Origin of the sequence: Enterobacter sp. RCC_40 (assembly GCF_041360735.1) — a bacterium.
Classification (GTDB): domain Bacteria; phylum Pseudomonadota; class Gammaproteobacteria; order Enterobacterales; family Enterobacteriaceae; genus Enterobacter; species Enterobacter ludwigii.
Genome location: NZ_JBFUPR010000001.1, coordinates 1,496,365 through 1,519,304 on the forward strand (window position 1 = coordinate 1,496,365; position 22,940 = coordinate 1,519,304).

General features: G+C 51.2%; 28 protein-coding genes. 15 read left to right on the forward strand and 13 right to left on the reverse strand.

Translation table 11 applies throughout. The features are described 5' to 3' along the window. The first annotated feature begins 99 nt into the window (after window positions 1-99). Window positions 100-600: a YbaK/prolyl-tRNA synthetase associated domain-containing protein gene (locus AB6731_RS07045; RefSeq protein WP_014169635.1), complete on the forward strand. Its 501-nt coding sequence runs from the start codon at window positions 100-102 to the stop codon at window positions 598-600. A 20-nt stretch (window positions 601-620) separates the two neighbouring features. On the opposite strand, the gene yoaI is transcribed toward AB6731_RS07045, so the two are convergent. Further along, complete coding sequence (gene yoaI / locus AB6731_RS07050; RefSeq protein WP_014169634.1) at window positions 621-725, reverse strand: small membrane protein YoaI; 105 nt, start codon at window positions 723-725, stop codon at window positions 621-623. Between the two features lie 145 nt (window positions 726-870). Between yoaI and AB6731_RS07055 the strand changes: the two genes are divergently transcribed. Further along, window positions 871-1,317, forward strand: a complete 447-nt coding sequence (locus AB6731_RS07055; protein ID WP_014169633.1) for a DUF441 domain-containing protein — start codon at window positions 871-873, stop codon at window positions 1,315-1,317. Here the strand turns inward: AB6731_RS07055 and AB6731_RS07060 are convergent. Then, complete coding sequence (locus AB6731_RS07060; RefSeq protein WP_270291418.1) at window positions 1,301-2,092, reverse strand: helix-turn-helix transcriptional regulator; 792 nt, start codon at window positions 2,090-2,092, stop codon at window positions 1,301-1,303. The two genes, AB6731_RS07055 and AB6731_RS07060, sit on opposite strands and share 17 nt — an antisense overlap. A 99-nt stretch (window positions 2,093-2,191) precedes the next feature. On the opposite strand from AB6731_RS07060, the gene AB6731_RS07065 reads away from it, so the two are divergent. Continuing rightward, the gene (locus tag AB6731_RS07065) at window positions 2,192-3,379 is read left to right on the forward strand and encodes a CynX/NimT family MFS transporter (protein WP_371006084.1); all 1,188 of its coding nucleotides are present in this window, start codon (window positions 2,192-2,194) and stop codon (window positions 3,377-3,379) included. A 30-nt stretch (window positions 3,380-3,409) separates the two neighbouring features. Here the strand turns inward: AB6731_RS07065 and AB6731_RS07070 are convergent, their stop codons facing one another. Beyond that, complete coding sequence (locus AB6731_RS07070) at window positions 3,410-4,117, reverse strand: CTP synthase (protein WP_014169630.1); 708 nt, start codon at window positions 4,115-4,117, stop codon at window positions 3,410-3,412. Between the two features lie 151 nt (window positions 4,118-4,268). Between AB6731_RS07070 and AB6731_RS07075 the strand changes: the two genes are divergently transcribed. Then, window positions 4,269-4,613: a DUF488 domain-containing protein gene (locus AB6731_RS07075; protein WP_014169629.1), complete on the forward strand. Its 345-nt coding sequence runs from the start codon at window positions 4,269-4,271 to the stop codon at window positions 4,611-4,613. Here the strand turns inward: AB6731_RS07075 and AB6731_RS07080 are convergent, their stop codons facing one another. Both AB6731_RS07080 and AB6731_RS07085 read right to left on the reverse strand, forming a co-directional pair. Beyond that, on the reverse strand, window positions 4,614-4,919 hold the full coding sequence (locus AB6731_RS07080) for a hypothetical protein (protein WP_020884446.1): 306 nt from the start codon (window positions 4,917-4,919) through the stop codon (window positions 4,614-4,616). An 80-nt stretch (window positions 4,920-4,999) separates the two neighbouring features. Further along, window positions 5,000-5,254: a DUF333 domain-containing protein gene (locus tag AB6731_RS07085; RefSeq protein WP_020884447.1), complete on the reverse strand. Its 255-nt coding sequence runs from the start codon at window positions 5,252-5,254 to the stop codon at window positions 5,000-5,002. Between the two features lie 304 nt (window positions 5,255-5,558). Here AB6731_RS07085 and AB6731_RS07090 point away from each other — a divergent pair, with 304 nt between their 5' ends. The 3 genes from AB6731_RS07090 to yoaJ are packed head-to-tail and all read left to right on the forward strand — an operon-like array spanning window position 5,559 to window position 6,806. Continuing rightward, on the forward strand, window positions 5,559-6,587 hold the full coding sequence (locus tag AB6731_RS07090; protein WP_371006085.1) for a diguanylate cyclase domain-containing protein: 1,029 nt from the start codon (window positions 5,559-5,561) through the stop codon (window positions 6,585-6,587). A 45-nt stretch (window positions 6,588-6,632) separates the two neighbouring features. After that, window positions 6,633-6,731: a YoaK family small membrane protein gene (locus AB6731_RS07095; protein WP_014883431.1), complete on the forward strand. Its 99-nt coding sequence runs from the start codon at window positions 6,633-6,635 to the stop codon at window positions 6,729-6,731. Then, the gene (gene yoaJ / locus AB6731_RS07100) at window positions 6,732-6,806 is read left to right on the forward strand and encodes a protein YoaJ (RefSeq protein ID WP_071605476.1); all 75 of its coding nucleotides are present in this window, start codon (window positions 6,732-6,734) and stop codon (window positions 6,804-6,806) included. It begins immediately after the preceding gene. Between the two features lie 54 nt (window positions 6,807-6,860). On the opposite strand, the gene AB6731_RS07105 is transcribed toward yoaJ, so the two are convergent. From AB6731_RS07105 to AB6731_RS07115, 3 genes are all read right to left on the reverse strand, one after another. After that, the gene (locus AB6731_RS07105) at window positions 6,861-7,109 is read right to left on the reverse strand and encodes a GlsB/YeaQ/YmgE family stress response membrane protein (RefSeq protein WP_006174788.1); all 249 of its coding nucleotides are present in this window, start codon (window positions 7,107-7,109) and stop codon (window positions 6,861-6,863) included. A 275-nt stretch (window positions 7,110-7,384) separates the two neighbouring features. Further along, on the reverse strand, window positions 7,385-8,857 hold the full coding sequence (locus AB6731_RS07110; RefSeq protein ID WP_032679672.1) for a sensor domain-containing diguanylate cyclase: 1,473 nt from the start codon (window positions 8,855-8,857) through the stop codon (window positions 7,385-7,387). 180 nt (window positions 8,858-9,037) lie between these two features. Beyond that, window positions 9,038-10,558, reverse strand: coding sequence for an EAL domain-containing protein (locus tag AB6731_RS07115; protein ID WP_371006086.1), 1,521 nt, complete (start codon window positions 10,556-10,558; stop codon window positions 9,038-9,040). 237 nt (window positions 10,559-10,795) lie between these two features. On the opposite strand from AB6731_RS07115, the gene AB6731_RS07120 reads away from it, so the two are divergent. After that, window positions 10,796-12,307, forward strand: coding sequence for an EAL domain-containing protein (locus AB6731_RS07120; RefSeq protein ID WP_251884813.1), 1,512 nt, complete (start codon window positions 10,796-10,798; stop codon window positions 12,305-12,307). Here the strand turns inward: AB6731_RS07120 and AB6731_RS07125 are convergent. The 5 genes from AB6731_RS07125 to icd all read right to left on the reverse strand — a co-directional run bounded on the left by AB6731_RS07125 (window position 12,304) and on the right by icd (window position 16,999). Beyond that, complete coding sequence (locus tag AB6731_RS07125) at window positions 12,304-12,999, reverse strand: hypothetical protein (RefSeq protein ID WP_371006087.1); 696 nt, start codon at window positions 12,997-12,999, stop codon at window positions 12,304-12,306. The two genes, AB6731_RS07120 and AB6731_RS07125, sit on opposite strands and share 4 nt — an antisense overlap. 243 nt (window positions 13,000-13,242) lie before the next feature. After that, the gene (locus tag AB6731_RS07130) at window positions 13,243-13,488 is read right to left on the reverse strand and encodes a YmjA family protein (protein ID WP_014169620.1); all 246 of its coding nucleotides are present in this window, start codon (window positions 13,486-13,488) and stop codon (window positions 13,243-13,245) included. Between the two features lie 76 nt (window positions 13,489-13,564). Further along, window positions 13,565-13,915, reverse strand: coding sequence for a DUF1304 domain-containing protein (locus tag AB6731_RS07135; protein ID WP_228175643.1), 351 nt, complete (start codon window positions 13,913-13,915; stop codon window positions 13,565-13,567). Between the two features lie 199 nt (window positions 13,916-14,114). Beyond that, the gene (locus tag AB6731_RS07140) at window positions 14,115-15,161 is read right to left on the reverse strand and encodes a glycosyl hydrolase (protein WP_050816901.1); all 1,047 of its coding nucleotides are present in this window, start codon (window positions 15,159-15,161) and stop codon (window positions 14,115-14,117) included. A 587-nt stretch (window positions 15,162-15,748) separates the two neighbouring features. Continuing rightward, window positions 15,749-16,999 (reverse strand): NADP-dependent isocitrate dehydrogenase, encoded by a 1,251-nt coding sequence (icd, locus tag AB6731_RS07145; protein WP_014169617.1) that lies wholly within the window; start codon window positions 16,997-16,999, stop codon window positions 15,749-15,751. 117 nt (window positions 17,000-17,116) lie between these two features. Here icd and rluE point away from each other — a divergent pair, with 117 nt between their 5' ends. From rluE to AB6731_RS07180, 7 genes are all read left to right on the forward strand, one after another. Then, the gene (rluE, locus tag AB6731_RS07150; RefSeq protein WP_032681233.1) at window positions 17,117-17,770 is read left to right on the forward strand and encodes a 23S rRNA pseudouridine(2457) synthase RluE; all 654 of its coding nucleotides are present in this window, start codon (window positions 17,117-17,119) and stop codon (window positions 17,768-17,770) included. Between the two features lie 9 nt (window positions 17,771-17,779). Next, window positions 17,780-18,253 carry an NUDIX hydrolase gene (locus tag AB6731_RS07155; protein WP_371006088.1) on the forward strand — a complete coding sequence of 158 codons (474 nt, stop codon included), beginning with the start codon at window positions 17,780-17,782 and terminating at the stop codon, window positions 18,251-18,253. A gap of 40 nt (window positions 18,254-18,293) precedes the next feature. Beyond that, complete coding sequence (gene mnmA / locus AB6731_RS07160; protein WP_025204436.1) at window positions 18,294-19,406, forward strand: tRNA 2-thiouridine(34) synthase MnmA; 1,113 nt, start codon at window positions 18,294-18,296, stop codon at window positions 19,404-19,406. Window positions 19,407-19,433: 27 nt separating this feature from the next. Then, window positions 19,434-20,063: a high frequency lysogenization protein HflD gene (gene hflD, locus AB6731_RS07165; protein ID WP_014169611.1), complete on the forward strand. Its 630-nt coding sequence runs from the start codon at window positions 19,434-19,436 to the stop codon at window positions 20,061-20,063. A 19-nt stretch (window positions 20,064-20,082) separates the two neighbouring features. Further along, window positions 20,083-21,453: an adenylosuccinate lyase gene (purB, locus tag AB6731_RS07170; protein WP_032681234.1), complete on the forward strand. Its 1,371-nt coding sequence runs from the start codon at window positions 20,083-20,085 to the stop codon at window positions 21,451-21,453. A gap of 331 nt (window positions 21,454-21,784) precedes the next feature. Continuing rightward, window positions 21,785-22,048 carry an XRE family transcriptional regulator gene (locus AB6731_RS07175; RefSeq protein ID WP_371006089.1) on the forward strand — a complete coding sequence of 88 codons (264 nt, stop codon included), beginning with the start codon at window positions 21,785-21,787 and terminating at the stop codon, window positions 22,046-22,048. Window positions 22,049-22,077: 29 nt separating this feature from the next. Further along, window positions 22,078-22,833, forward strand: coding sequence for a glycosyltransferase family 25 protein (locus tag AB6731_RS07180; protein ID WP_212479898.1), 756 nt, complete (start codon window positions 22,078-22,080; stop codon window positions 22,831-22,833). Window positions 22,834-22,940 lie beyond the last annotated feature (107 nt).

A 22,940-nucleotide genomic window follows, 5' to 3' on the forward strand; every position in this document is an offset into this window, starting at 1 on the left:
ATCCGCTGGCTGTTTTCTTTGCGTCCTGCCTATCCCAACGGCGAAATATTCTGTGCTAAGGTTAAACGCTGCGTATTGGTATTTAACAGGTAAATCGCTATGTCTGATGACGTTAAGGGAACAACAACCCACCAGCAACTCATTACGTTGTTAACCCAGCAGGGCGCACGATTTCGCGTCATGGAGCATGACGCCGTGGGGAAATGTGAAGCGGTGAGTGAGATCCGCGGAACCGATCTGGGGCAAGGGGCAAAAGCACTGGTCTGTAAGGTGAAGGGAAACGGCGTAAAAAAACACGTTCTGGCGATCCTCGCCGCCGATCTGCAGGCCGATTTAAGCCAGCTTGCCAGCCATTTTGGGGGGATAAAAGCGTCTCTCGCAAGCCCTGCCGAAGTCGATACCCTGACCGCCTGCGTTTTTGGCGCCATTCCGCCTTTTAGCTTCCATCCCGATCTGGCACTGGTGGCCGACCCGCTCCTGTTCGAGCGTTTTGATGAAATCGCGTTTAACGCCGGTCTGCTGGAAAAATCCGTGATTATGGATACGCAGGATTATTTGCGTATCGCCCGTCCTGAGCTGGTGACGTTCCATAAAGCGTAATCGTGTAGGCTGGCATCCCGTCAGCCTTTTTTTTCCAGAAAAATAACTGACGCGACCAGGATAATGGCAACAGCGAAAAACGATGAAGAGATGATCAGCGTTTCGACAAACATGTGATCGTACATTTTTGCGACCCTTTTTCGATGCCTGCCCCTGTTTTATCCCCCGTAAATGACAGGGTTATGACAGCAGTAAAATCTTTTTAAAAACTGTCTTCAGCCGTGTTTCCGCGTAAAGTAAGCAGGCTTACTCTTTTGGCAAGGATTCCTTATGTTTGACCCGACTCTGCTCATTCTTCTGGCCCTCGCTGCGCTTGGCTTTGTCAGCCATAACACCACCGTCGCTATCTCAATTCTGGTGCTGATCATTGTGCGCGTGACCCCGTTAAACACCTTTTTCCCGTGGATAGAAAAACAAGGTCTCACCATCGGGATCATCATTCTGACCATTGGGGTGATGGCACCTATCGCCAGCGGTACGCTGCCTGCCTCGACGCTGCTGCACTCGTTTGTGAACTGGAAATCGCTGATAGCGATAGCGGTAGGCGTTTTTGTCTCGTGGCTGGGCGGGCGTGGCGTTACGCTGATGAGCAGCCAGCCCTCGCTGGTGGCCGGTCTGCTGGTGGGAACCGTGCTGGGCGTGGCGCTCTTTCGTGGCGTTCCGGTGGGCCCACTGATTGCGGCCGGGCTGGTCTCACTGTTTATCGGGAAGTCGTAGTCAGGCTGGCTATATACCGCGCTGGCGTCTGCCCCAGCCCTTTCTTAAACATCGTGATAAACGCGGTGGTGGAGTCGTACCCCAGCGACTGTGCCACCTGCTGTACCGACTTTCCCCCAATCAACAGCTGTAACGCCACAATAAGCTGCAGCTGATGCCGCCAGCGGCGAAAGCTCAGGCCCGTCTCTTTCACTACCAGGCGCGCCAGATTGCGCTCACTCATGGCAAAGTGGCTCGCCCATTGCGCCAGCGTCTGCCAGGCGGCAGGCTCTTCCGCCATCTTCTCGCTCATCAGACGGATTTTTGGATGAGGCGAAACGGGCAGTTGCAAATGTTCCTGACGCTGCAGCGGTAGCTCGTCAAAAAGAACATCCACCAGACGCGATGTGGCAGCAAGCGAAAGCGCTTCACGTGATTTTTCCGCCAGCGATAAGATCAGTTCCCGCACCAGAGGGGAGATCTTCAGGGTGCAGCAGCGATCGGGCAAACTTACCGCTCCGGGTTCAATAAACAAAAAGCAAAGCTGGGCACCCGGCGTGGCCTTATTGCTGTGCGGCATCTGGCCAGGGATCCACACGGCATACTGGGGCGGTACCATCAGCATGGCGTTTTCCACTTCGCAGGTAATGGCGCCCCCCAGCGCCAGAATCAGCTGTCCCTTACGGTGTTGGTGCCGCGGAATGTATTGTTCCTGCGCCACCACGCGGATGCGAAACGCGACAGCCGCATCATGCTGGCTATCGGGATCGTAGCCGTCCAGTCCGAGACCAATCATCAGGTTGTCCGATATTAGCGATAAACTGTCATTTTAGCCTGATTTCAACCGTGGAGAAAATCGGTATTGTGTGCGCTCGCTTGAACGTATGAGAACACAATGACTACTACAATTCGGGTTTCAGGAAAACAGGGCGCGCTGCTGATCGCAGGTATCCTGATGATTGCCACTACGCTTCGCGTCACCTTTACCGGAGCAGCACCGCTGCTCGATACCATTCGTCTCGATTATGGCTTGAGTACGGCGCAAACCGGTCTGCTGACCACCCTGCCTCTGCTGGCTTTCGCCCTTATCTCTCCGCTCGCCGCAGGTGTTGCCCGGCGTATCGGCATGGAGCGCAGCCTGTTTATCGCCCTGCTGCTGATTTGCGTCGGCATTGCTGTGCGCTCTCTGCCTTCCGCCCCCTTGCTTTTCATCGGTACGGCGGTGATTGGCTGCGGTATCGCACTGGGCAATGTGCTGTTGCCTGGGTTAATTAAACGTGACTTCCCGGGACAGGTTGCCAGACTCACCGGCGCGTATTCCCTGACGATGGGGATCTCCGCGGCGTTAGGTTCCGCACTGATTGTTCCGCTGGCGCAAGGGGAAGCCGGCTGGCATGGCGCCCTGCTAATGCTGATGGCCTTTCCGCTGGCGGCGTTACTGCTCTGGCTGCCACAGTGGCGTCAGAAACACGTTGCGACGGTGACCGGTGCAGGCGCGTTACATAACCGCGCCATCTGGCGCTCTGCCCTCGCCTGGCAGGTCACCCTTTTTCTGGGGATTAACTCGCTGATTTACTATGTCATCATCGGCTGGCTACCGGCGATCCTGCTCAGCCACGGGTATAGCGAAGCCCAGGCGGGTTCTGTGCACGGACTCTTACAGCTGGCCACCGCCGTGCCGGGTCTCGCTGTCCCGCTGATCCTCCATCGTCTGAAGGATCAGCGAGCAATCGCCGGCGTCGTGGCGCTGTTGTGCGCGATAAGCGCAGCAGGATTGTGGTTTGCGCCGGGAATGGCGGTCATGTGGACGCTGGTTTTTGGTTTTGGTACCGGGGCAACGATGATCCTTGGCCTGACCTTCATCGGGCTGCGCGCCAGCTCTGCGCATCAGGCCGCGGCCTTGTCCGGCATGGCACAGTCGGTTGGCTATCTGCTGGCCGCCTGTGGCCCGCCGTTGATGGGCAAAATTCACGATGCTGCCGGTGACTGGCGGTATCCGCTTCTGGCCTGTGCACTGGCCGCCGTGATCATGGCCGTTTGCGGTATGCTTGCCGGGCGTGACCGGGAGGTCACGCCCCGTTAGTAGAATGGCAGACCACCAGGTCTGCCTTTTTTATCCGCGCGCCGCGCGCAGCATTGCCTGTACCAACACCACCGGTCGACCTTCCAGCGCGGCACGTTCATGCTGGAATAAGGTGATCACGAAGAACGGATGGGTCAGTAATTCCGCGGCGCGAATTTCACCCTGCTCGTCCCAGCCGGTGACGCGCATTTCGCCACTCTCCAGCTCCCGTGCAAATTCCGGCGACACACCGTAATTGCAGTGATACCCCTCCACGATTTCCGGTTTGCCATAGGCTTTGGCGATGAGCGTATTGTTGCGCAGCTCAATTGCATCGGTTTTTTCCACCAGCGAGCAGGTTAATGGCGCAATCACCATTGTGCCTTCGGTATCCGTTTCGGCGTGCGCCGCATCGTGCCAGCCCAGCACATTACGGGCGTACTCAATCAGCGCATGCTGAAACCCGCCGCAGGTGCCGAGGAAGGGAATGCTGTTTTCGCGTGCGTAGCGTGCAGCGATAAAGGCCGCCGCCGTGTTTTTGTACGGGCTTGCAGGAACCAGCCAGATAGCGTCATAACCCACCAGATCTTCCGGGCTGGTCAGTTCCGTGGTCGCGAGCCAGTCATAATCAGCGGTGAGGTCAAGAACGGCAGCGGCGTCGTCAATTGCCAGCGGGATCGCCTGGTGCGCAATAACATCGGGATTGTAATCGCCAACCAGCGCAATGCGCAGTGTGGTTTTAGCCGGGAGGTGTTCCATGAAAGGTTCCTTATGCCTGAGTATTAGCAGATAACATAAGGAACCTCAGACTACCGATCTTCTGCAATTATCACAATACCTTAAATTGGGTGGGTAAAGACAAAGTGCTAGAGTAATACGCAGAACGTTTTGCCGCAGGTGAGGAGAAAAGATGATCCAGTGTAAACGCGTATACGAACAGGCAAGCCCGGACGATGGTTATCGGGTGCTGGTAGACAGACTCTGGCCGCGTGGCGTGAAGAAAACCGATCTCGCGTATGATGAATGGTGTAAAACGCTCACCCCGTCCAATGATTTACGCAAGGCGTTTCATAGCGAAACCCTTGATTTCAACGCCTTCAGCAAGGCGTACCGGGAAGAGCTGGCGCAGCACAAGGATGAGGGGTTGCGTCTTGCGGCGCTGGCCAGCAAGCAGACCTTAACCCTTCTCTATGGCGCGAAAGATAAGGAACACAATCACGCCCTGGTGTTAGCCGACTGGCTGCGTAATGTCTAGTCAGTCGATCATCAGTTCATCAAGGATTTGCGGCGCCGTATCCGGGGTAAGCGGCATCAGATGTTCGGCGCGAATAAACGCAAAGCCGTGCTGATTGTCAAACGCGAAGACATCACCGGTCACCAGCCAAAGCGCGCGATCCGAGGTGGTAGGTAACTGCGTCATGACGCCATTGACCGGATTAACAAAACGCTGGCCGGGCTGACACAGGCCAAACAGTTCAACAGATTTACCAATATTACGACGGCCGGACGCCGTGCGGGCACCGATGATCATCGCCATGCTGCCCGGTTTAAGCTGAAACATACTTCTCTCACGATAACGGTAGCCATCGAAAGGCTAAGAATAATCCTAAATAGAAGTGTACCGCAGCCACTGTCCCGCTGTCACCTGGCAGGTTGCGGATGATCGCGACGATAAAGCGCCCATTCATCGATCACTTCGCCACCGGGCAACTTGCACTCCGTGCGAACCCCTTGCGGGCTCTGAACCGGGACCTGTTCCCCGCCTTTATTCAGGCAGTAGACGGAGGCGGGATTAGCCATCCCGATAACATGGGGCGGTTTCGGGGCATCAGGCGGGGATGTTTTGGAGGTACAGGCGGCCAGCGGTAACGCCAGTGCCAGAAGCAGTAATCTCATCTCATTGATCCTTTTAACTTCATCAGACTTTAAGGGTAACGGGTCATCGCCGCTTTCTCCACGATTTCTCCATCTTAACTGCACTTTTCCACACTACAGTGGCACGTGTTCTCAATGACCAGAGAACATCATTCCGTAATCAAGATGTCTTTGCCCCGGTCTCAACATCGGGGCTTTTTTTCTCCCCCGCTCCCCTGTGATGAATATTAAAATTTTTATATTCATGTTTTACTATGCCCGAAGTCGAAAAATTCAGCATAACATGCAGATGCAGACGTCTTCTGCATGGGAGTGAGCCTACGTCATGTCGGATATTATCCTTGCCCGTGTTTCAGAAACGCTCGCCACTGAGCAGTCCCTTGAAAGTCTCGTCCGCCAGCTGCTGGAGATGCTGGAGATTGTGACTGAAATGGAGTCCACCTACCTGACGAAGGTCGATATCAATGCGCGGCTGCAGCATATCCTCTACGCCCGCAACAGCAAGCAGATGCAGATCCCTGAGGGGCTGAGCGTTCCCTGGGGCGACACGTTGTGTAAGCGCGCCATTGAGAGTGGTACGTTGTTCAATAACGAGGTGGCTGAGCGCTGGCCGGATTGCGATGCCGCGAAAGCCCTTGGCATTACAACCTACATGAGTATTCCTATTCACCTTGCGGATGGTTCACTCTATGGCACGCTCTGCGCCACCAGCACAGAAAAGAAACATCCCAGTGACCGCGGTGAACAAGTTCTGAAATTATTCGCCGGGTTGATTGCCCAGTATATTCAGAAAGAGTCGCTGGTGATCCAGCTTCGGGAAGCCAATGCGGCACTCATTGCGCACTCTTATACCGATGCCCTTACCGGATTACCAAACCGCCGCGCCATCTTCGAAGAGCTGACGACCCTGTTTTCGCTGGCAAAGCACCTTAAACGCAACGCCATCATCGCGTTTATCGACCTTGATGATTTCAAGCTGATTAACGACCGTTACGGACATGAATCAGGCGATCGGTTCCTGATTGAAGTGGGTAAACGTCTGACTGAAGAAAAACAGGCGGACGAAATAATTGGCAGGCTGGGCGGTGATGAGTTTCTGGTGGCCTCGCTTAGCCAAACCAACAGTACGGGTGAGAACACACAGATTAACCTGCTTAAAACGCGCCTCGACGCCCGTATTGCAGGAGAATATTGGCTGGGGAGCGTGAACATTATTTATCCGGGCGCCAGCTTCGGTGTGATTGAAGTTGACCCCACCGTGACCGATCCGGACAGTGCGTTACGCGCGGCTGATGTCGCGATGTATCAGCATAAGAAAGGAAAAAGCAAAACGTGCTTTCTCGCGATGGATTAACCCCGTACACTCTACGGCGTTATAAAAACCGAAACAGGTGATGGTATGAGAATAGGGATCCTCTTCCCGGTCGTTATTTTTATAACGGCGGTAGTGTTTTTGGCCTGGTTTTTTGTCGGTGGTTACGCTGCTCCGGGGGCATAAATGAGAAAAACAACCCTCATTATGCTGATCGTGGCAATCGTGGCTGTTGCAGGCTCGCAGCTAGGCTGGTGGTAAACCCACCACGTAAAAAGGCCGCCATATGGCAGCCTTTTTCAACATTTATCAGGCTTAGCTTTTGATTTTTCTGTAGATAAACAGAACAACCAACGCACCGATCACCGCGACAGCGAAGCTGCCGAAGTTAAAACCATCGACCTTACCAAAGCCGAACAGCGTACTGATCCAACCGCCCACCACTGCACCGATAATCCCCAGTATTACGGTGACGATAAACCCACCGCCATCTTTGCCCGGCATAATCCACTTCGCCAGAATACCTGCAATAAGCCCAAAGATAATCCAGGATAAAATTCCCATAAGTTTCCTCTCCGTATGGTTTTTGTCATTAAATCAACGACACAAGAAAGGATAGCACAGGATTTCAGAAAGGAAATTTGTGATAAGCATCACAGTGAGAGAGTGCGCGTTTATTCATCAACAGCACCACAAGAAATGTGGGGTTGCATCTTTTGTTGAGAAAGATTATCTTTCTCAACACTGAATAGTTGAGCGAAACACTCAGGTATTCAGTACGACATTGCTCACATTGCTTCCAGTATTTCTTGCCCACTCTAAAGTGGGCTTTTTTTTGCCTACACCGCAACAAAAGCGTGCCGGTTTCGCCCTGCACGTTTTGCCTGATAGAGCGCCTGGTCAGCGGCTATAATGATGTTCTGCTGGCTGCCCGCGATATCCACGGCACGCGCAGTGGAGATCCCGACGCTAACCGTGACCCGCCCGAAGGGACTGAAAGCATGTTCAATATGCAGCGAAAAGACATTGCGGATGATCGTCTGACCGAGGCGGAGCGCCTCCTGGATATCCGTGTCAGGCAGGATCAGTGCAAACTCTTCCCCGCCATAGCGCGCCACAACCTGGTTGTCCCGGTTGAGGCTCTCCCTGAGGCTATTTCCCAGCAGGGTTAAACAGCGGTCCCCTTCGGGATGACCATAGTTATCGTTGTATTTTTTGAAGTAGTCCACATCGACAATCAACACCGAAATCGGGGCGTCGCTGGCCGCACAGGCCGCAATTTCTGACAGAATTTTTTCATCAAAAATGCGTCGGTTGAAAAGCCCTGTTAGCGCATCTTCAGACGCAATAATCTTCAGCGCCCTGTTATCCCGTGTTTTTCTGGATAAATCGGAATAGAGGAAACAGGACGCCGCAATGAGTATCGCGGTAAAAACCAAAATGAGTACAGAAAGCTGGAGAGCCTGCTTGCGCCAGGGGGCGAGCGCTTCTTGCGTACTGACCGCCACGGTGGTGACGAGCCCGTAGCGCTTGTTCTTCTCGAAAGCATAAATGCGTTCGATTTTATCAAACCGTGAGACAGAGCTGGCGATACCCGCGTTTTGTACCTTGAGGTATGTCCTGAAGAGAGGCGAATCCGAAACAATCGCGCCAATGTAATTATTTTTAAACGGATGACGTACCAGCAACACGCCTGACTGGGTTGTTAAGCCGATCACGCCTGAGTGACCAATATTGATCTGCCCGTATAACGCCAGAAAATTTTCGATACCCAGCGTAACCACAACGACACCGTTAAACGCGCCGGTAGGGGTTTCCAGCCGACGACTAATGGTTATGACCCATTTACCATTCGTTCTGCTGACCACCGGCTGGCCAATAAAAATCTGCTGGCTCTTATTTTCTTTGTGGTAGATAAAAAACGACCTGTCCACCCCTTTCCGGGGTCCGGAAAAACTTTCATGCAGTGCCGTAAAAATATTCCCTTGCGCATCGTAAACAACCACATTATTTATCTGGATAAGAAGATTATCCTGATTGCTTATCATCCGCTGGATATTTTTGGCCTGTTGTGGGGTCATGCCATAAATTTTGATTATGTCGGAAACCGAAGTAATCAACATTTCACTTTGGCGCATGATCCCTTCGCTGTACACGTCTAAGGTATGGCTCAGGTTGGCAACGCTGGTATTTATTTGCTGGATTGACTGCTGCCTGGACGTGGTAATTTGGACGGCAAGCGACAGCGAAATGATCAATGAGACAATGATGACGGTAATAGTTGTTGTGTAAAAAGTATTTTTCACATGCACGAGCTCTTCCACCTTATCACGCCTGACATCCCTGGCTGACAACTAGAGTCACTGTAACAAAGCTCAGGATAAGAGGAAAATGAATTGCACTTAAGCATACAACAGAAATCTGATGATATTTCGCTTTTCGCAAACGGGCATCAGATATTATTACTGGGCCCCTTTCACAGAAAAAATCTCTTACAGACTGACCTTCTCCAGGGGCTTAGATAAGATGACTTTAATAAATTCTTTATACGAGACCGGTTTACCAAAATAGTATCCCTGCAACAGGGTAATCTGATTACGGTTGAGATAGTCCAGTTGCTCCTTCGTTTCTACCCCTTCAGCCACGATATGCAGTGAGAGTTTTTTCGCCAGGTCAATCACACAGTCCAGCAGGATCGTAGAGTCTTTCGCCTCTGATACCCGGTTCACGAAACTTTTATCGATTTTAATATAATCAATCGCCAGCGCGTGCAGACAGGAGAGTCCGGAATACCCGGTCCCAAAGTCATCAAGCGCAATGACGAAACCGGCGTTATGTAACGCATTGAGATTTTCCACCAGATGAGGATTATCGATCAGCGGTTCACGCTCGGTCACTTCGAGAACCAGTTTGACCTCTTTACCATAAAAGCCTTTTCCAAAGACCCGGCAGTCAGCGATAAAAGAAGCCGCATTGATGTGTCTGGCGCTGATGTTCACCCCGATGTGAAATCCGTCCGGCAACTTAGGCAAAAGCGGCTTAAGCTCGGTCACCACTTTCGCCATTAACCCTTTGGTCAGCGGAATTATCAGACCGCTGCGCTCGGCAATCGGAATAAAAACATCCGGTGGGATAAAGCCTGATTTTGGGTGCTTCCACCTTGCCAGTACTTCCACGCCATACAAACCGCCGGTATCACCATTCACGATCGGCTGATAGTACGGAACGATCTGGCCGTGGATGATGGCTTTACGCAGATCGTCTTCAAACGAGCTGCTTTTCCCCCTGTAGCGACGGATAAGAATGCCAACAGCCGCAGATAACGCAAGGATAAGCAGTATCAGGCTCCATCCCTGGTGCAGTAAACGCGTCAGGCTGAAAAAGGCGGGAGGCTGCCAGGCCATGCTAAACGGAAAATGTGCCGATGCTGTTAAGGAACCCGCCCACTTCACGGGGGGCCAGCCGGTCACATCCCCCGCGCCGGCTATCGCTTTTTCGCCAACAACCAGCCTCAGCCCCGTGCTGTTTGCTGCACTCGCAATAACATCCCGCAAATGCGCGTCGCTAACGCTTACGATAACGCGCCCTTTCGCGACGGGCATCTGAAAAAGTAACACCGGAATGCCGTTCACCAGGCGATTACCGGGGAGCAGCATCAATTCTTTGTTGGGCAGCGTCTGCGGGCGAACAATCAATACGCCGTTTCCGGGAAGGGAGGTACAGACGATCCTGCCCTGCTGCTCAATCATAATGGCGCGAAGATGCGGTTTCAGCGCAGCTTCCGAACCCAGTTCACGTTGTCCGGTGTCGGTACACCCTTCAGCGGCGACCCGTTTTGCGGTATCTGCAGCACTGACAGCCTCAGCAAGAATGGCCTCAATTTTACGCGTGCTTGCGGCGGCGGTTTCGGCATAATTTGACCGGGCCATATGCCACAACTGCCAGTTAATGATCAGCATGCCACTCAGAAACACAAATAAGGCACACAGAATGGGGAGCATAACGTTGCGCACGATTTTTTCCTTAAGAGAAAAATGCTCATTTATGACCTGTATAAGGCGATCGCCTGGCAAACTCTGCGCTGCTTAAAGCAATGTGAAAAGTTTAGTTAAGATTTATCTTAAAAAACTGGTAATTCCGCATGAGTTAGTCTGACTGAATAAGATAAACCTCCGTTATTATCAGGCTTGTGCCTTGCCCTGGCTGTGTTAAGATTTGTGAAATCAGGGAGCGGACGGGACCACTGGAAAATGAAAAAGATCATTGCCGTTGCTATCATTTCAACGTTGCTGGTCGCCCTCTCTCTCTACGCGGTTAATGCGGTTATCGTGGCCCAGCAAAAGAGCAAACAGCTCGAGGTTTCCCATTCCCTTTTGCAATATTCAGAAGGCCTCTCTCAAAGTGTGGCGCAGGCGCTCAAAAGCATTACTACACAGGGTTGTGATAAAACCAGTCTCGATAGTTACAGGCAGATAAAGTTAGATAGCCTCTATTTCGGGGATATCGGTTTTATTGAAAAGGGGAAAATAGCCTGTACTGCTTTTTGGGGTAAACTCGCCACTCCCGTTGCCCTTCCTGCAGAGCTGCATAAAACGCCACGGGGTTTTCTTCTGGCACAGTTTTCCAGAAAAGATTTTTTTACAGGCAATGCGGCAATTTATAATAACGTGATTATATTCACCTCCCGCTATGCTTACGATAAGTTCACGCCGATTACGGCGAACTATTCACTGAGTACGACGACCAAAGATTTCGGCAGAACATTTTTCTCAGCCTCCCCGGTGATAAAAGAACAGAGCTGGCTGCATTCGAATCTGTTTACCTTAACCCTGACGCAGTGCAGCGCCGTATGGGATTTGTGTGTGATCGTGAAGCATCACAACGCAGGGCTGGCTTCGTTGTCTCTGGTGGTGTTTACCCTTCTCACGGCAATTCTGGCTTTCATCTGGATAGCGATCACGCTGTTTTTCTTCCGCATCTATGAAGATCGGTTCTCACTGGAGCGCACGCTGGTTAACGCGGTAAAAGCCAATACCATCAGCGTTAACTACCAGCCCATTATTCGAATCCAGGATAAAAAAATGGTGGGCGTCGAAGTTCTGTCGAGATGGCGCGATAACAATCATGGAGAGGTCTCGCCTGAGCTCTTTATTCCCTTAATTAAGAAAATTGGCCTGTATCAAAAGTATTATATCAATATCATCGAAAAATCCCTGGCAGAAATCGCCTCGCTGGCGATTAAACATGAGCTGGTGATTTCATTAAATATTGGCCGAACCGAGATTGAAGACGGGCAATTCATTAAGATTCTGTGTCGTGAGTGTTTAGTGAATAGCATTCCACTCTCCTTGATAAAAGTCGAACTCTCTGAAAAGGCGGTCTCCACTGCGGATGTTCTCGAAGGGTTCTGTCAGGCGTTAAAATCACTGGGTGTGAGAATATCAATTGACGATTTTGGAGTGCAAAACTCTAACCTCGCCCGCATATCGCTTCTGGAATACGATGAGATCAAAATAGATAAATCGCTGGTAGATGGTATTAATGAGCATTATAAACAGAATATATTCGTCATCTTTAGTGACGCCCTCGCCAGACTGAATAAAACGCTCGTCTTTGAAGGTGTGGAAAGCGAAACGCAATATCGCTTTATCGCAGACCGGTATCCTGATGCCCTGATTCAGGGATGGTATTTCTCTAAATCACTGACCATTGGTGAACTGACGCAGCAACTTAACAACGATAAGCAAAAACCAGCGCGTTAACGTGTCAACATTGACGACGTGACGGCTCTGCATAGCGTCCAGTTATAATTCACGACGTTGAGTTTTAGCTCTCCGCAAACCTCACCGTAACGCTGCATGCGGCGCTCACGGAAAAACGCCCTCAGTGATTCAGGCAGACAGTCTGCCTGGTAGCGCAACAGCGTAGTGTGCCAGAACGGCGCTGGCAAAGGGGTATTGCCATGGCGTAAGCGCAACGCCTCTTGCCAGTCCGTCGTTAACAGACGTTCACAAAACGCCTGCCGCTGCCTCAAGGCAAGTGTATCGGGTATGCCTGCAAGCAAGAACTGGTTGGGCAATGCCACCAGCCTGAGTTCCCGAACCGTGATACCCAGACCGGCAAAAGGGGTCCATGCGTCGATAAGCTGATGCGTCTTCGCCGGTAACGGTGCATTCTCGTCGTAGAGAGGGAGCGTTATGGGTACGAAGGTGAAATGGAAGCCGGATGGCGGCTGGAGGTCTACTAACGAGTCGTGGCGGGTCAACGCCCGCAGTTCCCGAAACAACATGTCGACAGGCGCGGCCATTTCCGGCTGGAAACCTGTCGCCAGTGCGAGCTTTTGCGTAGCATAAAACGGCTCCCTTACCGCTCCGATACCGTCCCGCTTTTCCCAGAGTGCCAGCGTCTTCGCGTTGGTGTCGTGGTAATGTTTTTCCAGATCAGACGTTTCCATTTCTTTCCTAAAAACATATAGTCGTCACATTCAGACCGTAGATTACCCTGAAGCACACTCTCATTTGGTTAAAACGTGAAAAATTCTCTGTTGTTTCCGCTGGTACTCTTTTTCCTGATCGTTATTTTCGCCCTGCTCATCGGTAAACCCTCAACACACATCCCGGATAAAAAATGCATGTGGTCCGATAGCGTGATGCTGAGCTGTTTAGCAAAGCATCAGCACAACGGTTTTTGAGGCGGACTATTCATTTCCCCACTGATTGAGGAAGTTCGCAATATCATCAATGCGCGCGCTACGGATGCCGGCTTCACTGGCCATCTCTTGCTGGGCTTCCTCGCTGATCTCTTCATTGTTCGATAAACGGGTGAGCAGCAACTGGAAATAACAGGCAAGAGGATCGCGCTCAGCCTCACTTACCGGCTCCGCGGCTTCCGACGCGTATTCATCGACGATGTCATAATACTTAAGTGGAATTTCATTGTGCATAAACAGTCTCTTCTCTGACCTTTAAGGGTAATGCCTGAGTATATCGGACGGCACTCTTAGACCAAAGCCTTGTTAATCAACGCAACCACAGTGCAATCAATGCAGCCAGCGCCGGTAAAGCCTGAACATAGAGTATTTTTCGGCTGGCGGTCATGGCACCGTAAATGCCCGCAATCAACACGCAGGTCAAAAAGAAGAAGACCACAGGAACACCGCTTCCACCAAGCCACAGTCCCCAGAGCAGTCCCGCCGCCAGAAAACCGTTATACAACCCCTGATTTGCGGCCAGCACGCGGGTATCGCGTGCAAAATCAGGGCTGAGATTAAATGCCTTGTGGCCTGTTTTTGTGTTCCACAGGAACATTTCCAGCACAAGTATGTAGAGATGAATTAATGCAACGATAGCGACAAGGATCGTAGCTAACATCTTGCAGTCTCCCGCGGGCAGAGGAAAAAAACGGGGACCTTCTGGCCCCCGTTCACGTTTAACCCAGAATCTGGAGGACATATTCGCGATGATCGCGTCGCCAGACTCTGAACATTTTAGCATCTTCTATAGCGTTAACGATCCGGCCAGCGACTTCAACCATTTTATATGGTGCATCGACGTGACACCGGAACGTACATTAACTCAGAACGCTGCCGTTCCATACCTCTCCGAGATTTATTACCCGGTCATTATTGTATGCACCAGAGGCATTCAGGTTTTTCAGCGGGCTCCAGTCATTGTTCCAGGGGATAAACATGGTTGCTTTAGGGTATTTCTGAAGAATAACACTCACTAAGTTTGCATAATCAAACTGGCCGTTAATTGTTGATGGCCCCACTTCTGCAAAGGCAAACGGCTTATTCAATGCCACCATTTCATCGTAACCGTTTACAGTGGCAGGATTGTCTGTATACAAGTCCAGGCCAGTAATATCAATATACTCTGCGCCAGGATAATAAGATGTCTTATAATCCCGGTTTGCATCAGGAGAGAAGACCCAGAGTAAATTGTTTAACCCTTTCGTTTTAACGAAATAGTTAAAGATATCCTGATACAGGCGTCGATACAGATCCATACGTACAGTATCGTTTGTATTCTCACCGGTTGCCCCCCACCAGAACCACTCGCCATTCATCTCATGCAAGGGTCGATAAAAGACGGTGACACCTTTCTCATTCAGTTGCTGTAGGCCCTGAGCGACTTTATCAAGCATTGCCAGCCAGCGCCCACGCGACGGTGTTCCAGACTGTAAGATTGCAGAAAATTCATCATTACTCACAGGATGCTTGAGAGCCCCCTTTCCATCACCAGGATTATTCCCCGCAAAACAAGGGTTTGGTAAATGGTGGCTGATCGCAACCAGTCCGCCTTTTTTCCAGTGGTCGATCAGATCGGCATTACAACCAAAATCGATCAAACTGGCTTCCTCTCCTGGGGTGCAGGCATCCCAGCCACGGGCATAGTCAGCGCTATAAATAGCGGGGAATTTCCCGGTCAGGGCCTGCAGGTCTTTTCCTTGTTGCAAGGAAAAAGCATCGACGCCGCCGATATTGCTATAGCCACCAAAAATACCTGAAATGAGCTTTTTACCCTGTCGTTCGGACAGACCACTCAACCACTGATAAATCATTTTCGCATTATTATCTGCAGACTGATTTGCGGGTACTACAGTAAAAGTACTCATTTGTAGAATATCCTTACATCTCGATTGGAAAATACATGGCAATGAATGACCATGCGTGTTTGCTATGTACACAATAAAACCGATATTGCCCGGCTTTATTTTTTCGTACAGTTTGTCTGGCTTTTCCCACTACCGCGGACAGTGCCAGCGCAGCAATACCGTTTGATTAGACAACTTGCTGCGACAGGGATATTTATATCAGCCGTCTGCTTAAAATGATGCTAATTCACGTTGTGCTATCTCCCGTAATACGAGTGATATTCCGCACACCAGAAAGTTATGCTGACAACAGAATTAATGAGGGTTTCACCGTAATCGTCGTACCCGATAAGTTAGATCAGGTATTCATGATCGCGGCACCAGATGAGGCCGGACACCATAACAATGAATTTAGTGAGACGTGGAATTAAGATATTCAAGAAATTTTGGGGTATACATCGCCGAATCAAACGACGAAAGCTCATGATGGCCCGGTAGAGCGTGGACGGTAAATGCTATTGAAGGAGGGGTTTTGATAACCGTACGATATCGAATAATAAAAAACGGGAACCAGTTGGCTCCCGTTCTTGTTTAACCCAGACTCTGGATTACATGTTCGCGATAATCGCGTCGCCAAACTCTGAACATTTCAGCAGCTTAGCACCTTCCATCAGACGTTCGAAATCGTACGTTACGGTTTTCGCGTTGATCGCGCCTTCCATACCTTTAACGATCAGGTCTGCGGCTTCGAACCATTCCATATGACGCAGCATCATTTCTGCAGACAGGATGATAGAACCTGGGTTCACTTTATCCTGGCCGGCATATTTTGGTGCCGTACCGTGGGTCGCTTCGAACAGTGCGCACTCGTCACCGATGTTCGCACCAGGGGCGATACCAATACCGCCAACCTGCGCCGCCAGGGCGTCGGAGATGTAGTCACCGTTCAGGTTCATACAGGCGATAACGTCATATTCAGCGGGACGCAGCAGGATCTGCTGCAGGAACGCATCGGCGATCACATCTTTAATGATGATCTCTTTGCCGGTGTTCGGGTTCTTGATCTTCTGCCATGGACCACCGTCGATCAGCTCACCACCGAACTCTTCCATCGCCAGCTGGTAGCCCCAGTCTTTGAATGCGCCTTCGGTGAACTTCATGATGTTGCCTTTGTGAACCAGCGTCACAGAGTCACGGTCGTTGGTGATCGCGTATTCAATGGCCGCACGCACCAGACGTTTAGTCCCTTCTTCTGAGCAAGGCTTGATACCGATACCGCAATGCTCAGGGAAGCGAATTTTCTTCACGCCCATCTCTTCGCGCAGGAATTTAATCACTTTCTCTGCGTCAGCAGAGTCCGCTTTCCACTCGATGCCCGCGTAGATGTCTTCTGAGTTTTCGCGGAAGATAACCATGTCGGTCAGTTCAGGGTGCTTAACCGGGCTTGGGGTGCCCTGATAGTAACGAACCGGACGCAGACACACGTACAGGTCCAGCTCCTGACGCAGCGCAACGTTCAGGGAACGAATACCGCCACCGACTGGAGTTGTCAGAGGGCCTTTAATAGCAACGCGGTAGTCGCGGATCAGGTCCAGCGTTTCAGCTGGCAGCCAAACGTCCTGGCCATAAACTTGAGTAGATTTTTCACCGGTGTAAATTTCCATCCAGGAAATTTTACGCTCGCCTTTGTAGGCTTTCTCAACAGCGGCATCAACCACTTTCAGCATTGCCGGGGTAACGTCTACACCGATACCGTCACCTTCGATGAACGGGATAATCGGATTGTGAGGAACGTTAATCTTGCCGTTTTGCAGGGTGATCTTTTTACCTTCCGCCGGAACAACTACTTTGCTTTCCATTAACCTCTCCTTCGAGCGCTTCTGGTTGTTACTGATCTTATGTTAATAAATTGTAATGAGCCCTTCGATAGTACCTGATTGTCCGACGCCATGAAAGGTCTTCGTTAATAGGCTATAATGCGGCAATTGATAACGTCTGAAAATACCATGAAGAAAACTTCTTTTACAAAACACCGGGTTGAGCGATTCAGCTCACGACAAGCCGCCAGAAGACCACAAGAATCCCAGCCAAAGCGGGTTATTTTGTTCAATAAACCCTACGATGTTTTGCCGCAGTTTACTGACGAAGCCGGACGCAGCACGCTGAAGGATTACATTCCTGTTCAGGGCGTCTACGCCGCTGGCCGTCTGGACCGGGATAGCGAAGGACTTCTGGTCTTAACCAACGATGGTGCCTTACAGGCCAGGCTCACTCAGCCGGGCAAACGCACGGGAAAGATTTACTTCGTCCAGGTTGAAGGTGAACCGGATGAAGAGACGCTGGCGACATTACGCCGCGGCGTGACGTTAAACGATGGTCCTACCTTGCCTGCAGGTATTGAGCTCGTCAGCGAGCCGGAATGGCTGTGGCCACGCACCCCGCCGATCCGCGAGCGCAAATCCATCCCGACGAGCTGGCTCAAAATCACCCTTTATGAAGGCCGTAATCGCCAGGTTCGCCGGATGACCGCACACGTGGGCTTCCCTACCCTGCGACTTATTCGCTACGCCATGGGCAACTACACCCTGGATTCACTGGCAAACGGTGAATGGCGGGACGTTACCCCTTAAGGAGTCACTATGTTTAAACCGCATGTCACGGTCGCCTGCGTGGTTCACGCGCAGGGTAAGTTTTTGGTCGTAGAAGAGAGTATTAACGGCAAGGCACTCTGGAACCAGCCAGCCGGGCACCTTGAAGCCAATGAAACATTACTGCAGGCCGCTAAACGCGAACTGTGGGAAGAGACCGGTATCCACGCGGAGCCGCAGCACTTCATCCGTATGCACCAGTGGATTGCCCCTGATCACACCCCGTTCCTGCGCTTTTTATTTGCCGTCGAGCTTAGCGAAACGTGCGCCACAGAGCCGCAGGACGATGATATCGATCGCTGCCTGTGGGTCACTGCCGAAGAGATCCTGAATGCGCCAAACCTGCGCTCGCCGCTGGTTGCCGAGAGTATCCGCTGCTGGCAGTCTGTCGGTCGCCTGCCGCTTGAGGTGATTGGAGAATTTAACTGGCCGTTTACAGAGGGTGCCAATGGTGGGGGGGCGTGATAGAATACGCCGCCTTGAAGTTCAATGTCGTGAGTATTCCATGTCAGATAACAGCCAGAAAAAAGTGATCGTCGGCATGTCCGGCGGTGTCGATTCCTCCGTTTCCGCCTACCTGTTGCAACAACAGGGCTATAAGGTGGAGGGCCTGTTCATGAAGAACTGGGAGGAAGATGATGGCGAGGAATATTGCACTGCTGCTGCGGATCTCGCCGATGCGCAGGCGGTGTGCGATAAGCTGGGCATTGAACTGCACACCGTTAACTTTGCCGCAGAATACTGGGACAACGTCTTCGAGCTTTTCCTGGAAGAGTACAAAGCCGGTCGTACCCCGAACCCGGACATTCTGTGCAACAAAGAGATCAAATTTAAAGCCTTCCTGGAATTCGCCGCAGAAGATCTGGGCGCAGACTATATTGCGACCGGGCACTACGTGCGTCGTGCCGATGTGAATGGCAAGAGCCAGCTGCTTCGCGGTCTGGATGGCAACAAAGATCAAAGCTACTTCCTGTATACACTCAGCCACGAACAGATTGCGCAAAGCCTGTTCCCGGTAGGCGAGCTTGAAAAGCCGCAGGTGCGTAAAATCGCCGAAGAGCTGGATCTGATCACCGCGAAGAAAAAAGACTCCACTGGTATCTGTTTTATCGGCGAGCGCAAATTCCGCGACTTCCTTGGTCGTTACCTGCCGGCACAGCCGGGCAAAATCGTTACCGTCGACGGTGATGAGATTGGTCAACATCAGGGGCTGATGTACCATACGCTGGGCCAGCGTAAAGGGCTGGGTATTGGCGGCACCAAAGACGGCAGCGAAGATCCGTGGTACGTCGTAGATAAAGATGTCGAAAACAATATTCTGGTTGTTGCTCAGGGCCACGACCATCCGCGTCTGATGTCCGTCGGCCTCATCGCACAACAGCTGCACTGGGTCGATCGTGAGCCGCTGAAGGGTACGCTGCGCTGCACGGTAAAAACACGCTATCGCCAGACCGATATCCCTTGTACCGTCACCGCGCTGGATGATGAACGCATTGATGTGCGTTTCGACGAACCGGTTGCAGCGGTCACCCCAGGCCAGTCCGCCGTATTCTACAGCGGCGAAATCTGTCTGGGCGGCGGGATCATTGAACAGCGCCTGCCGCTGCCGGCCGTTTAACACGATTGCACACATAAAGGAGAACGTGTGGCGAAGAACTATTATGACATCACCCTGGCACTGGCTGGAATTTGCCAGTCTGCCCGTCTGGTGCAACAGCTGGCGCATCAGGGTCATTGCGATGCTGACGCGCTGCACGTTTCACTCAACAGCGTTATCGACCTCAACCCCGGTTCGACTCTGGGTGTCTTCGGTGGGAGTGAAACCAATCTTCGTCTCGGTCTTGAAACTTTGCTTGGCGTGCTTAACGCCAGTAGCCGTCAGGGGTTGAACGCGGAGCTGACCCGCTACACGTTAAGCCTGATGGTGCTGGAGCGTAAGCTCAGCGCGGCTAAAGGCGCGCTTGATACGCTCGGTGACCGCATTGCCGGGCTGCAGCGCCAGCTCGACCATTTTGATCTGCAGTCCGAAACGCTGCTCAGTGCCATGGCCGGCATTTATGTTGACGTCATCAGCCCGCTGGGCCCACGTATTCAGGTCACCGGCTCTCCTGCCGTGCTGCAAAGCCCGCAGGTTCAGGCAAAAGTACGCGCCTCCCTGCTGGCGGGTATTCGTGCCGCCGTGCTGTGGCATCAGGTTGGCGGTGGCCGCCTGCAGTTAATGTTTTCTCGTAATCGCCTGACGACTCAGGCAAAACAAATTCTTGCTCATTGTTAACCTCCCGGAGTTGCGAATTATGGAATTATCCTCACTGACCGCCGTATCCCCTGTAGATGGACGCTACGGCGATAAAGTCAGCGCGCTGCGCGGGATCTTCAGCGAATATGGTTTGCTGAAGTTCCGTGTTCAGGTTGAAGTACGCTGGCTGCAAAAGCTGGCCGCCCAGGCAGCAATCAAGGAAGTTCCTGCTTTTGACGCCCAGGCAAACGATTACCTCGATAAAATCGTTGCTGACTTCAACGAAGAAGATGCTGCGCGCATTAAAACTATTGAGCGCACCACCAACCATGACGTAAAAGCGGTTGAGTATTTCCTGAAAGAGAAAGTGGCAAGCGTGCCTGCTCTGCATGCCGTGTCTGAATTCATTCACTTCGCCTGTACCTCAGAAGACATTAATAATCTGTCTCATGCGCTGATGCTCTCCACCGCGCGTAAAGAAGTGGTGCTGCCTTACTGGCGTAAAATCATCGACGCGGTAAAAGCACTGTCTGTCGAATATCGTGATATTCCGCTGCTGTCCCGAACCCACGGTCAGCCGGCCACTCCCTCCACGATGGGTAAAGAGATGGCAAACGTGGCGTACCGTATGGAACGTCAGTATCGTCAGCTGGAGCAGGTCGAGATTCTGGGTAAAATCAACGGTGCGGTAGGTAACTACAACGCCCACATCGCCGCCTACCCGGAAGTGGACTGGCATCAGTTCAGCGAAGCGTTCGTGACCTCTCTGGGCATTCAGTGGAACCCGTACACCACCCAGATTGAGCCGCACGACTATATCGCGGAGCTGTTTGACTGTATCGCTCGCTTCAACACCATTCTGATCGATTTCGATCGTGACGTGTGGGGTTACATCGCGCTGAACCACTTCAAACAGAAGACCATCGCCGGTGAAATTGGCTCCTCAACCATGCCGCACAAAGTCAACCCAATCGACTTCGAAAACTCCGAAGGCAACCTGGGTCTGGCGAATGCGGTGCTGCAGCACATGGCGAGCAAACTGCCGGTTTCCCGCTGGCAGCGCGACCTGACTGACTCCACCGTGCTGCGTAACCTGGGCGTGGGTATCGGCTACGCGCTGATCGCGTATCAGTCCACCCTGAAAGGTGTAAGCAAACTGGAAGTGAACCGCGACCGTCTGCTGGACGAGCTGGATCACAACTGGGAAGTGCTGGCAGAGCCCATTCAGACCGTCATGCGTCGTTATGGCATTGAAAAACCGTACGAGAAACTGAAAGAGCTGACGCGCGGCAAACGCGTAGACGCCGAAGGCATGAAACAGTTTATCGACAGTCTGGAACTGCCAGAAGACGAGAAAACCCGCCTGAAAGCGATGACCCCGGCAAACTATATCGGCCGTGCCATCACCATGGTTGACGAGCTGAAGTAACCTCCCTTCCCCCTTTCCGCCTGGAAAGGGGGCTGCTTTTCCCCGGTTTACTTAATGTTTATCCCCACAACAACATAATCAGCGTGACCGTGGAAAAGAGAACACAGAAATAGCAATAGAGCGCTCACCCGCCTCACCATAGAGTTATCCATATTGACAACAAGCCCTAAAGGGGCTACCCTTCATCCTTATGGCCCCGAATCGCTTGCGCGCATCATCCCGTAAGTGAGAACAATGAATGCTATACCTTTTGATGCCAGAGTAGTCATTATATCTGTGTATATTAAATTCTTTTAACAAATAAGCCTCGCGGGGCTCTTACCGGTGCATTATGTCGCTGATCGATAATTACACACCACCTACAACAGAAGACCTTGCGCTCCTTAAAGAAGAACTTGGTCTCACAGGTCTCCAAATGGCGGATTTAGCTGGTCTTGCCGGCAGCAATCACTGGAGGAAATATACTGGTGGCGAAACGCCCAGAATTATGGGAATGCATATGCTCTTTTACATGGCCGCACAGTTAGCATTGAATGATAAAGAGTTGAAGAAAGTACTAGAAAAAATGCGTGAGATAGGGGCAAGCATCTCCTGATGGGATTCGCTATTTAACATGGAACTACAATGAAAATTTTTATCGTAAATCTAAAAAAATCAGTTGAACGTCGTAAAAAAATGGAAGCGCAACTGAATGCCTTAGGTCTTTCAGCTGAGTTTATCGAAGCAGTAGATGGCAGACTCATGTCTGAAGAAGAAAGGAAGGGAGTTACTGCCAACGTTAATTATGCATTCCTTCCTGGTGAGATCGGCTGTGCATTAAGTCATCAAAAAATTTATAAAAAAATGATTGATGAGAAGATCGGCGAAGCCCTTATTCTTGAGGATGACGTTGTTTTAAATGATGATTTTAAAAACGTTTTGGAACACATTACTGTCCCAGAGGTTCGTCCTTCTGTCATTTTACTAAGCCGTACAAATAAGTTTTTCCAAAAAAAAATAAAAAATATTTCCACCGGCTATTATTTGCATAAGACCTTACATGCCACTACCACGCACAGTTATATTATCAACAACAAGGCTGCGTGCTCTTTACTCAAAGGGCTTAATCCTGTTTGGATTGTGGCTGATAAATGGGGACTATTCGAAGATATGTCATTGGTTGAAGTATATTCGGTAGTGCCTCATCCAGTTCATCTCTCTGAAGAAGCCCAAAATTCTACTATCAACATTCCGGAAGATTCACAAACCATCCATTTAAGAAAAAAGGAATTATGGAATCTTCTTATGTCACGTAGAACATTTAAAACGAAAATCAAACACAAATACAGAAGAGCGATTCTTCCACTTTTCAATAAGGTCATAAATCAAGGTAAAGGTTAAAACAGTAAATTCATAAGGAGGCTTGACTGGCCGTTCAATATAGGAGGGCTCTCTAATATCGATACAATTGAGAACCCCTCCGGAATTTTGCCATTCCATAAAAGATT

Excerpts from the sequence above, each read along its gene's own strand:
- AB6731_RS07055 (WP_014169633.1), top strand. The coding sequence starts at position 871 with ATGTTTGACCCGACTCTGCTCATTCTTCTGGCCCTCGCTGCGCTTGGC.
- AB6731_RS07080 (WP_020884446.1), bottom strand. The coding sequence starts at position 4,919 with ATGTTTCAGCTTAAACCGGGCAGCATGGCGATGATCATCGGTGCCCGC.
- AB6731_RS07085 (WP_020884447.1), bottom strand. The coding sequence starts at position 5,254 with ATGAGATTACTGCTTCTGGCACTGGCGTTACCGCTGGCCGCCTGTACC.
- purB (WP_032681234.1), top strand. The coding sequence starts at position 20,083 with ATGGAATTATCCTCACTGACCGCCGTATCCCCTGTAGATGGACGCTAC.
- rluE (WP_032681233.1), top strand. The coding sequence starts at position 17,117 with ATGCGGCAATTGATAACGTCTGAAAATACCATGAAGAAAACTTCTTTT.
- AB6731_RS07090 (WP_371006085.1), top strand. The coding sequence starts at position 5,559 with ATGTCGGATATTATCCTTGCCCGTGTTTCAGAAACGCTCGCCACTGAG.
- AB6731_RS07175 (WP_371006089.1), top strand. The coding sequence starts at position 21,785 with ATGTCGCTGATCGATAATTACACACCACCTACAACAGAAGACCTTGCG.
- icd (WP_014169617.1), bottom strand. The coding sequence starts at position 16,999 with ATGGAAAGCAAAGTAGTTGTTCCGGCGGAAGGTAAAAAGATCACCCTG.
- AB6731_RS07135 (WP_228175643.1), bottom strand. The coding sequence starts at position 13,915 with ATGTTAGCTACGATCCTTGTCGCTATCGTTGCATTAATTCATCTCTAC.
- AB6731_RS07125 (WP_371006087.1), bottom strand. The coding sequence starts at position 12,999 with ATGGAAACGTCTGATCTGGAAAAACATTACCACGACACCAACGCGAAG.
- yoaI (WP_014169634.1), bottom strand. The coding sequence starts at position 725 with ATGTACGATCACATGTTTGTCGAAACGCTGATCATCTCTTCATCGTTT.
- AB6731_RS07065 (WP_371006084.1), top strand. The coding sequence starts at position 2,192 with ATGACTACTACAATTCGGGTTTCAGGAAAACAGGGCGCGCTGCTGATC.
- mnmA (WP_025204436.1), top strand. The coding sequence starts at position 18,294 with ATGTCAGATAACAGCCAGAAAAAAGTGATCGTCGGCATGTCCGGCGGT.
- AB6731_RS07060 (WP_270291418.1), bottom strand. The coding sequence starts at position 2,092 with ATGATTGGTCTCGGACTGGACGGCTACGATCCCGATAGCCAGCATGAT.
- AB6731_RS07045 (WP_014169635.1), top strand. The coding sequence starts at position 100 with ATGTCTGATGACGTTAAGGGAACAACAACCCACCAGCAACTCATTACG.
- AB6731_RS07070 (WP_014169630.1), bottom strand. The coding sequence starts at position 4,117 with ATGGAACACCTCCCGGCTAAAACCACACTGCGCATTGCGCTGGTTGGC.
- AB6731_RS07105 (WP_006174788.1), bottom strand. The coding sequence starts at position 7,109 with ATGGGAATTTTATCCTGGATTATCTTTGGGCTTATTGCAGGTATTCTG.
- AB6731_RS07130 (WP_014169620.1), bottom strand. The coding sequence starts at position 13,488 with ATGCACAATGAAATTCCACTTAAGTATTATGACATCGTCGATGAATAC.
- AB6731_RS07120 (WP_251884813.1), top strand. The coding sequence starts at position 10,796 with ATGAAAAAGATCATTGCCGTTGCTATCATTTCAACGTTGCTGGTCGCC.
- AB6731_RS07140 (WP_050816901.1), bottom strand. The coding sequence starts at position 15,161 with ATGAGTACTTTTACTGTAGTACCCGCAAATCAGTCTGCAGATAATAAT.
- AB6731_RS07155 (WP_371006088.1), top strand. The coding sequence starts at position 17,780 with ATGTTTAAACCGCATGTCACGGTCGCCTGCGTGGTTCACGCGCAGGGT.
- AB6731_RS07095 (WP_014883431.1), top strand. The coding sequence starts at position 6,633 with ATGAGAATAGGGATCCTCTTCCCGGTCGTTATTTTTATAACGGCGGTA.
- AB6731_RS07075 (WP_014169629.1), top strand. The coding sequence starts at position 4,269 with ATGATCCAGTGTAAACGCGTATACGAACAGGCAAGCCCGGACGATGGT.
- AB6731_RS07180 (WP_212479898.1), top strand. The coding sequence starts at position 22,078 with ATGAAAATTTTTATCGTAAATCTAAAAAAATCAGTTGAACGTCGTAAA.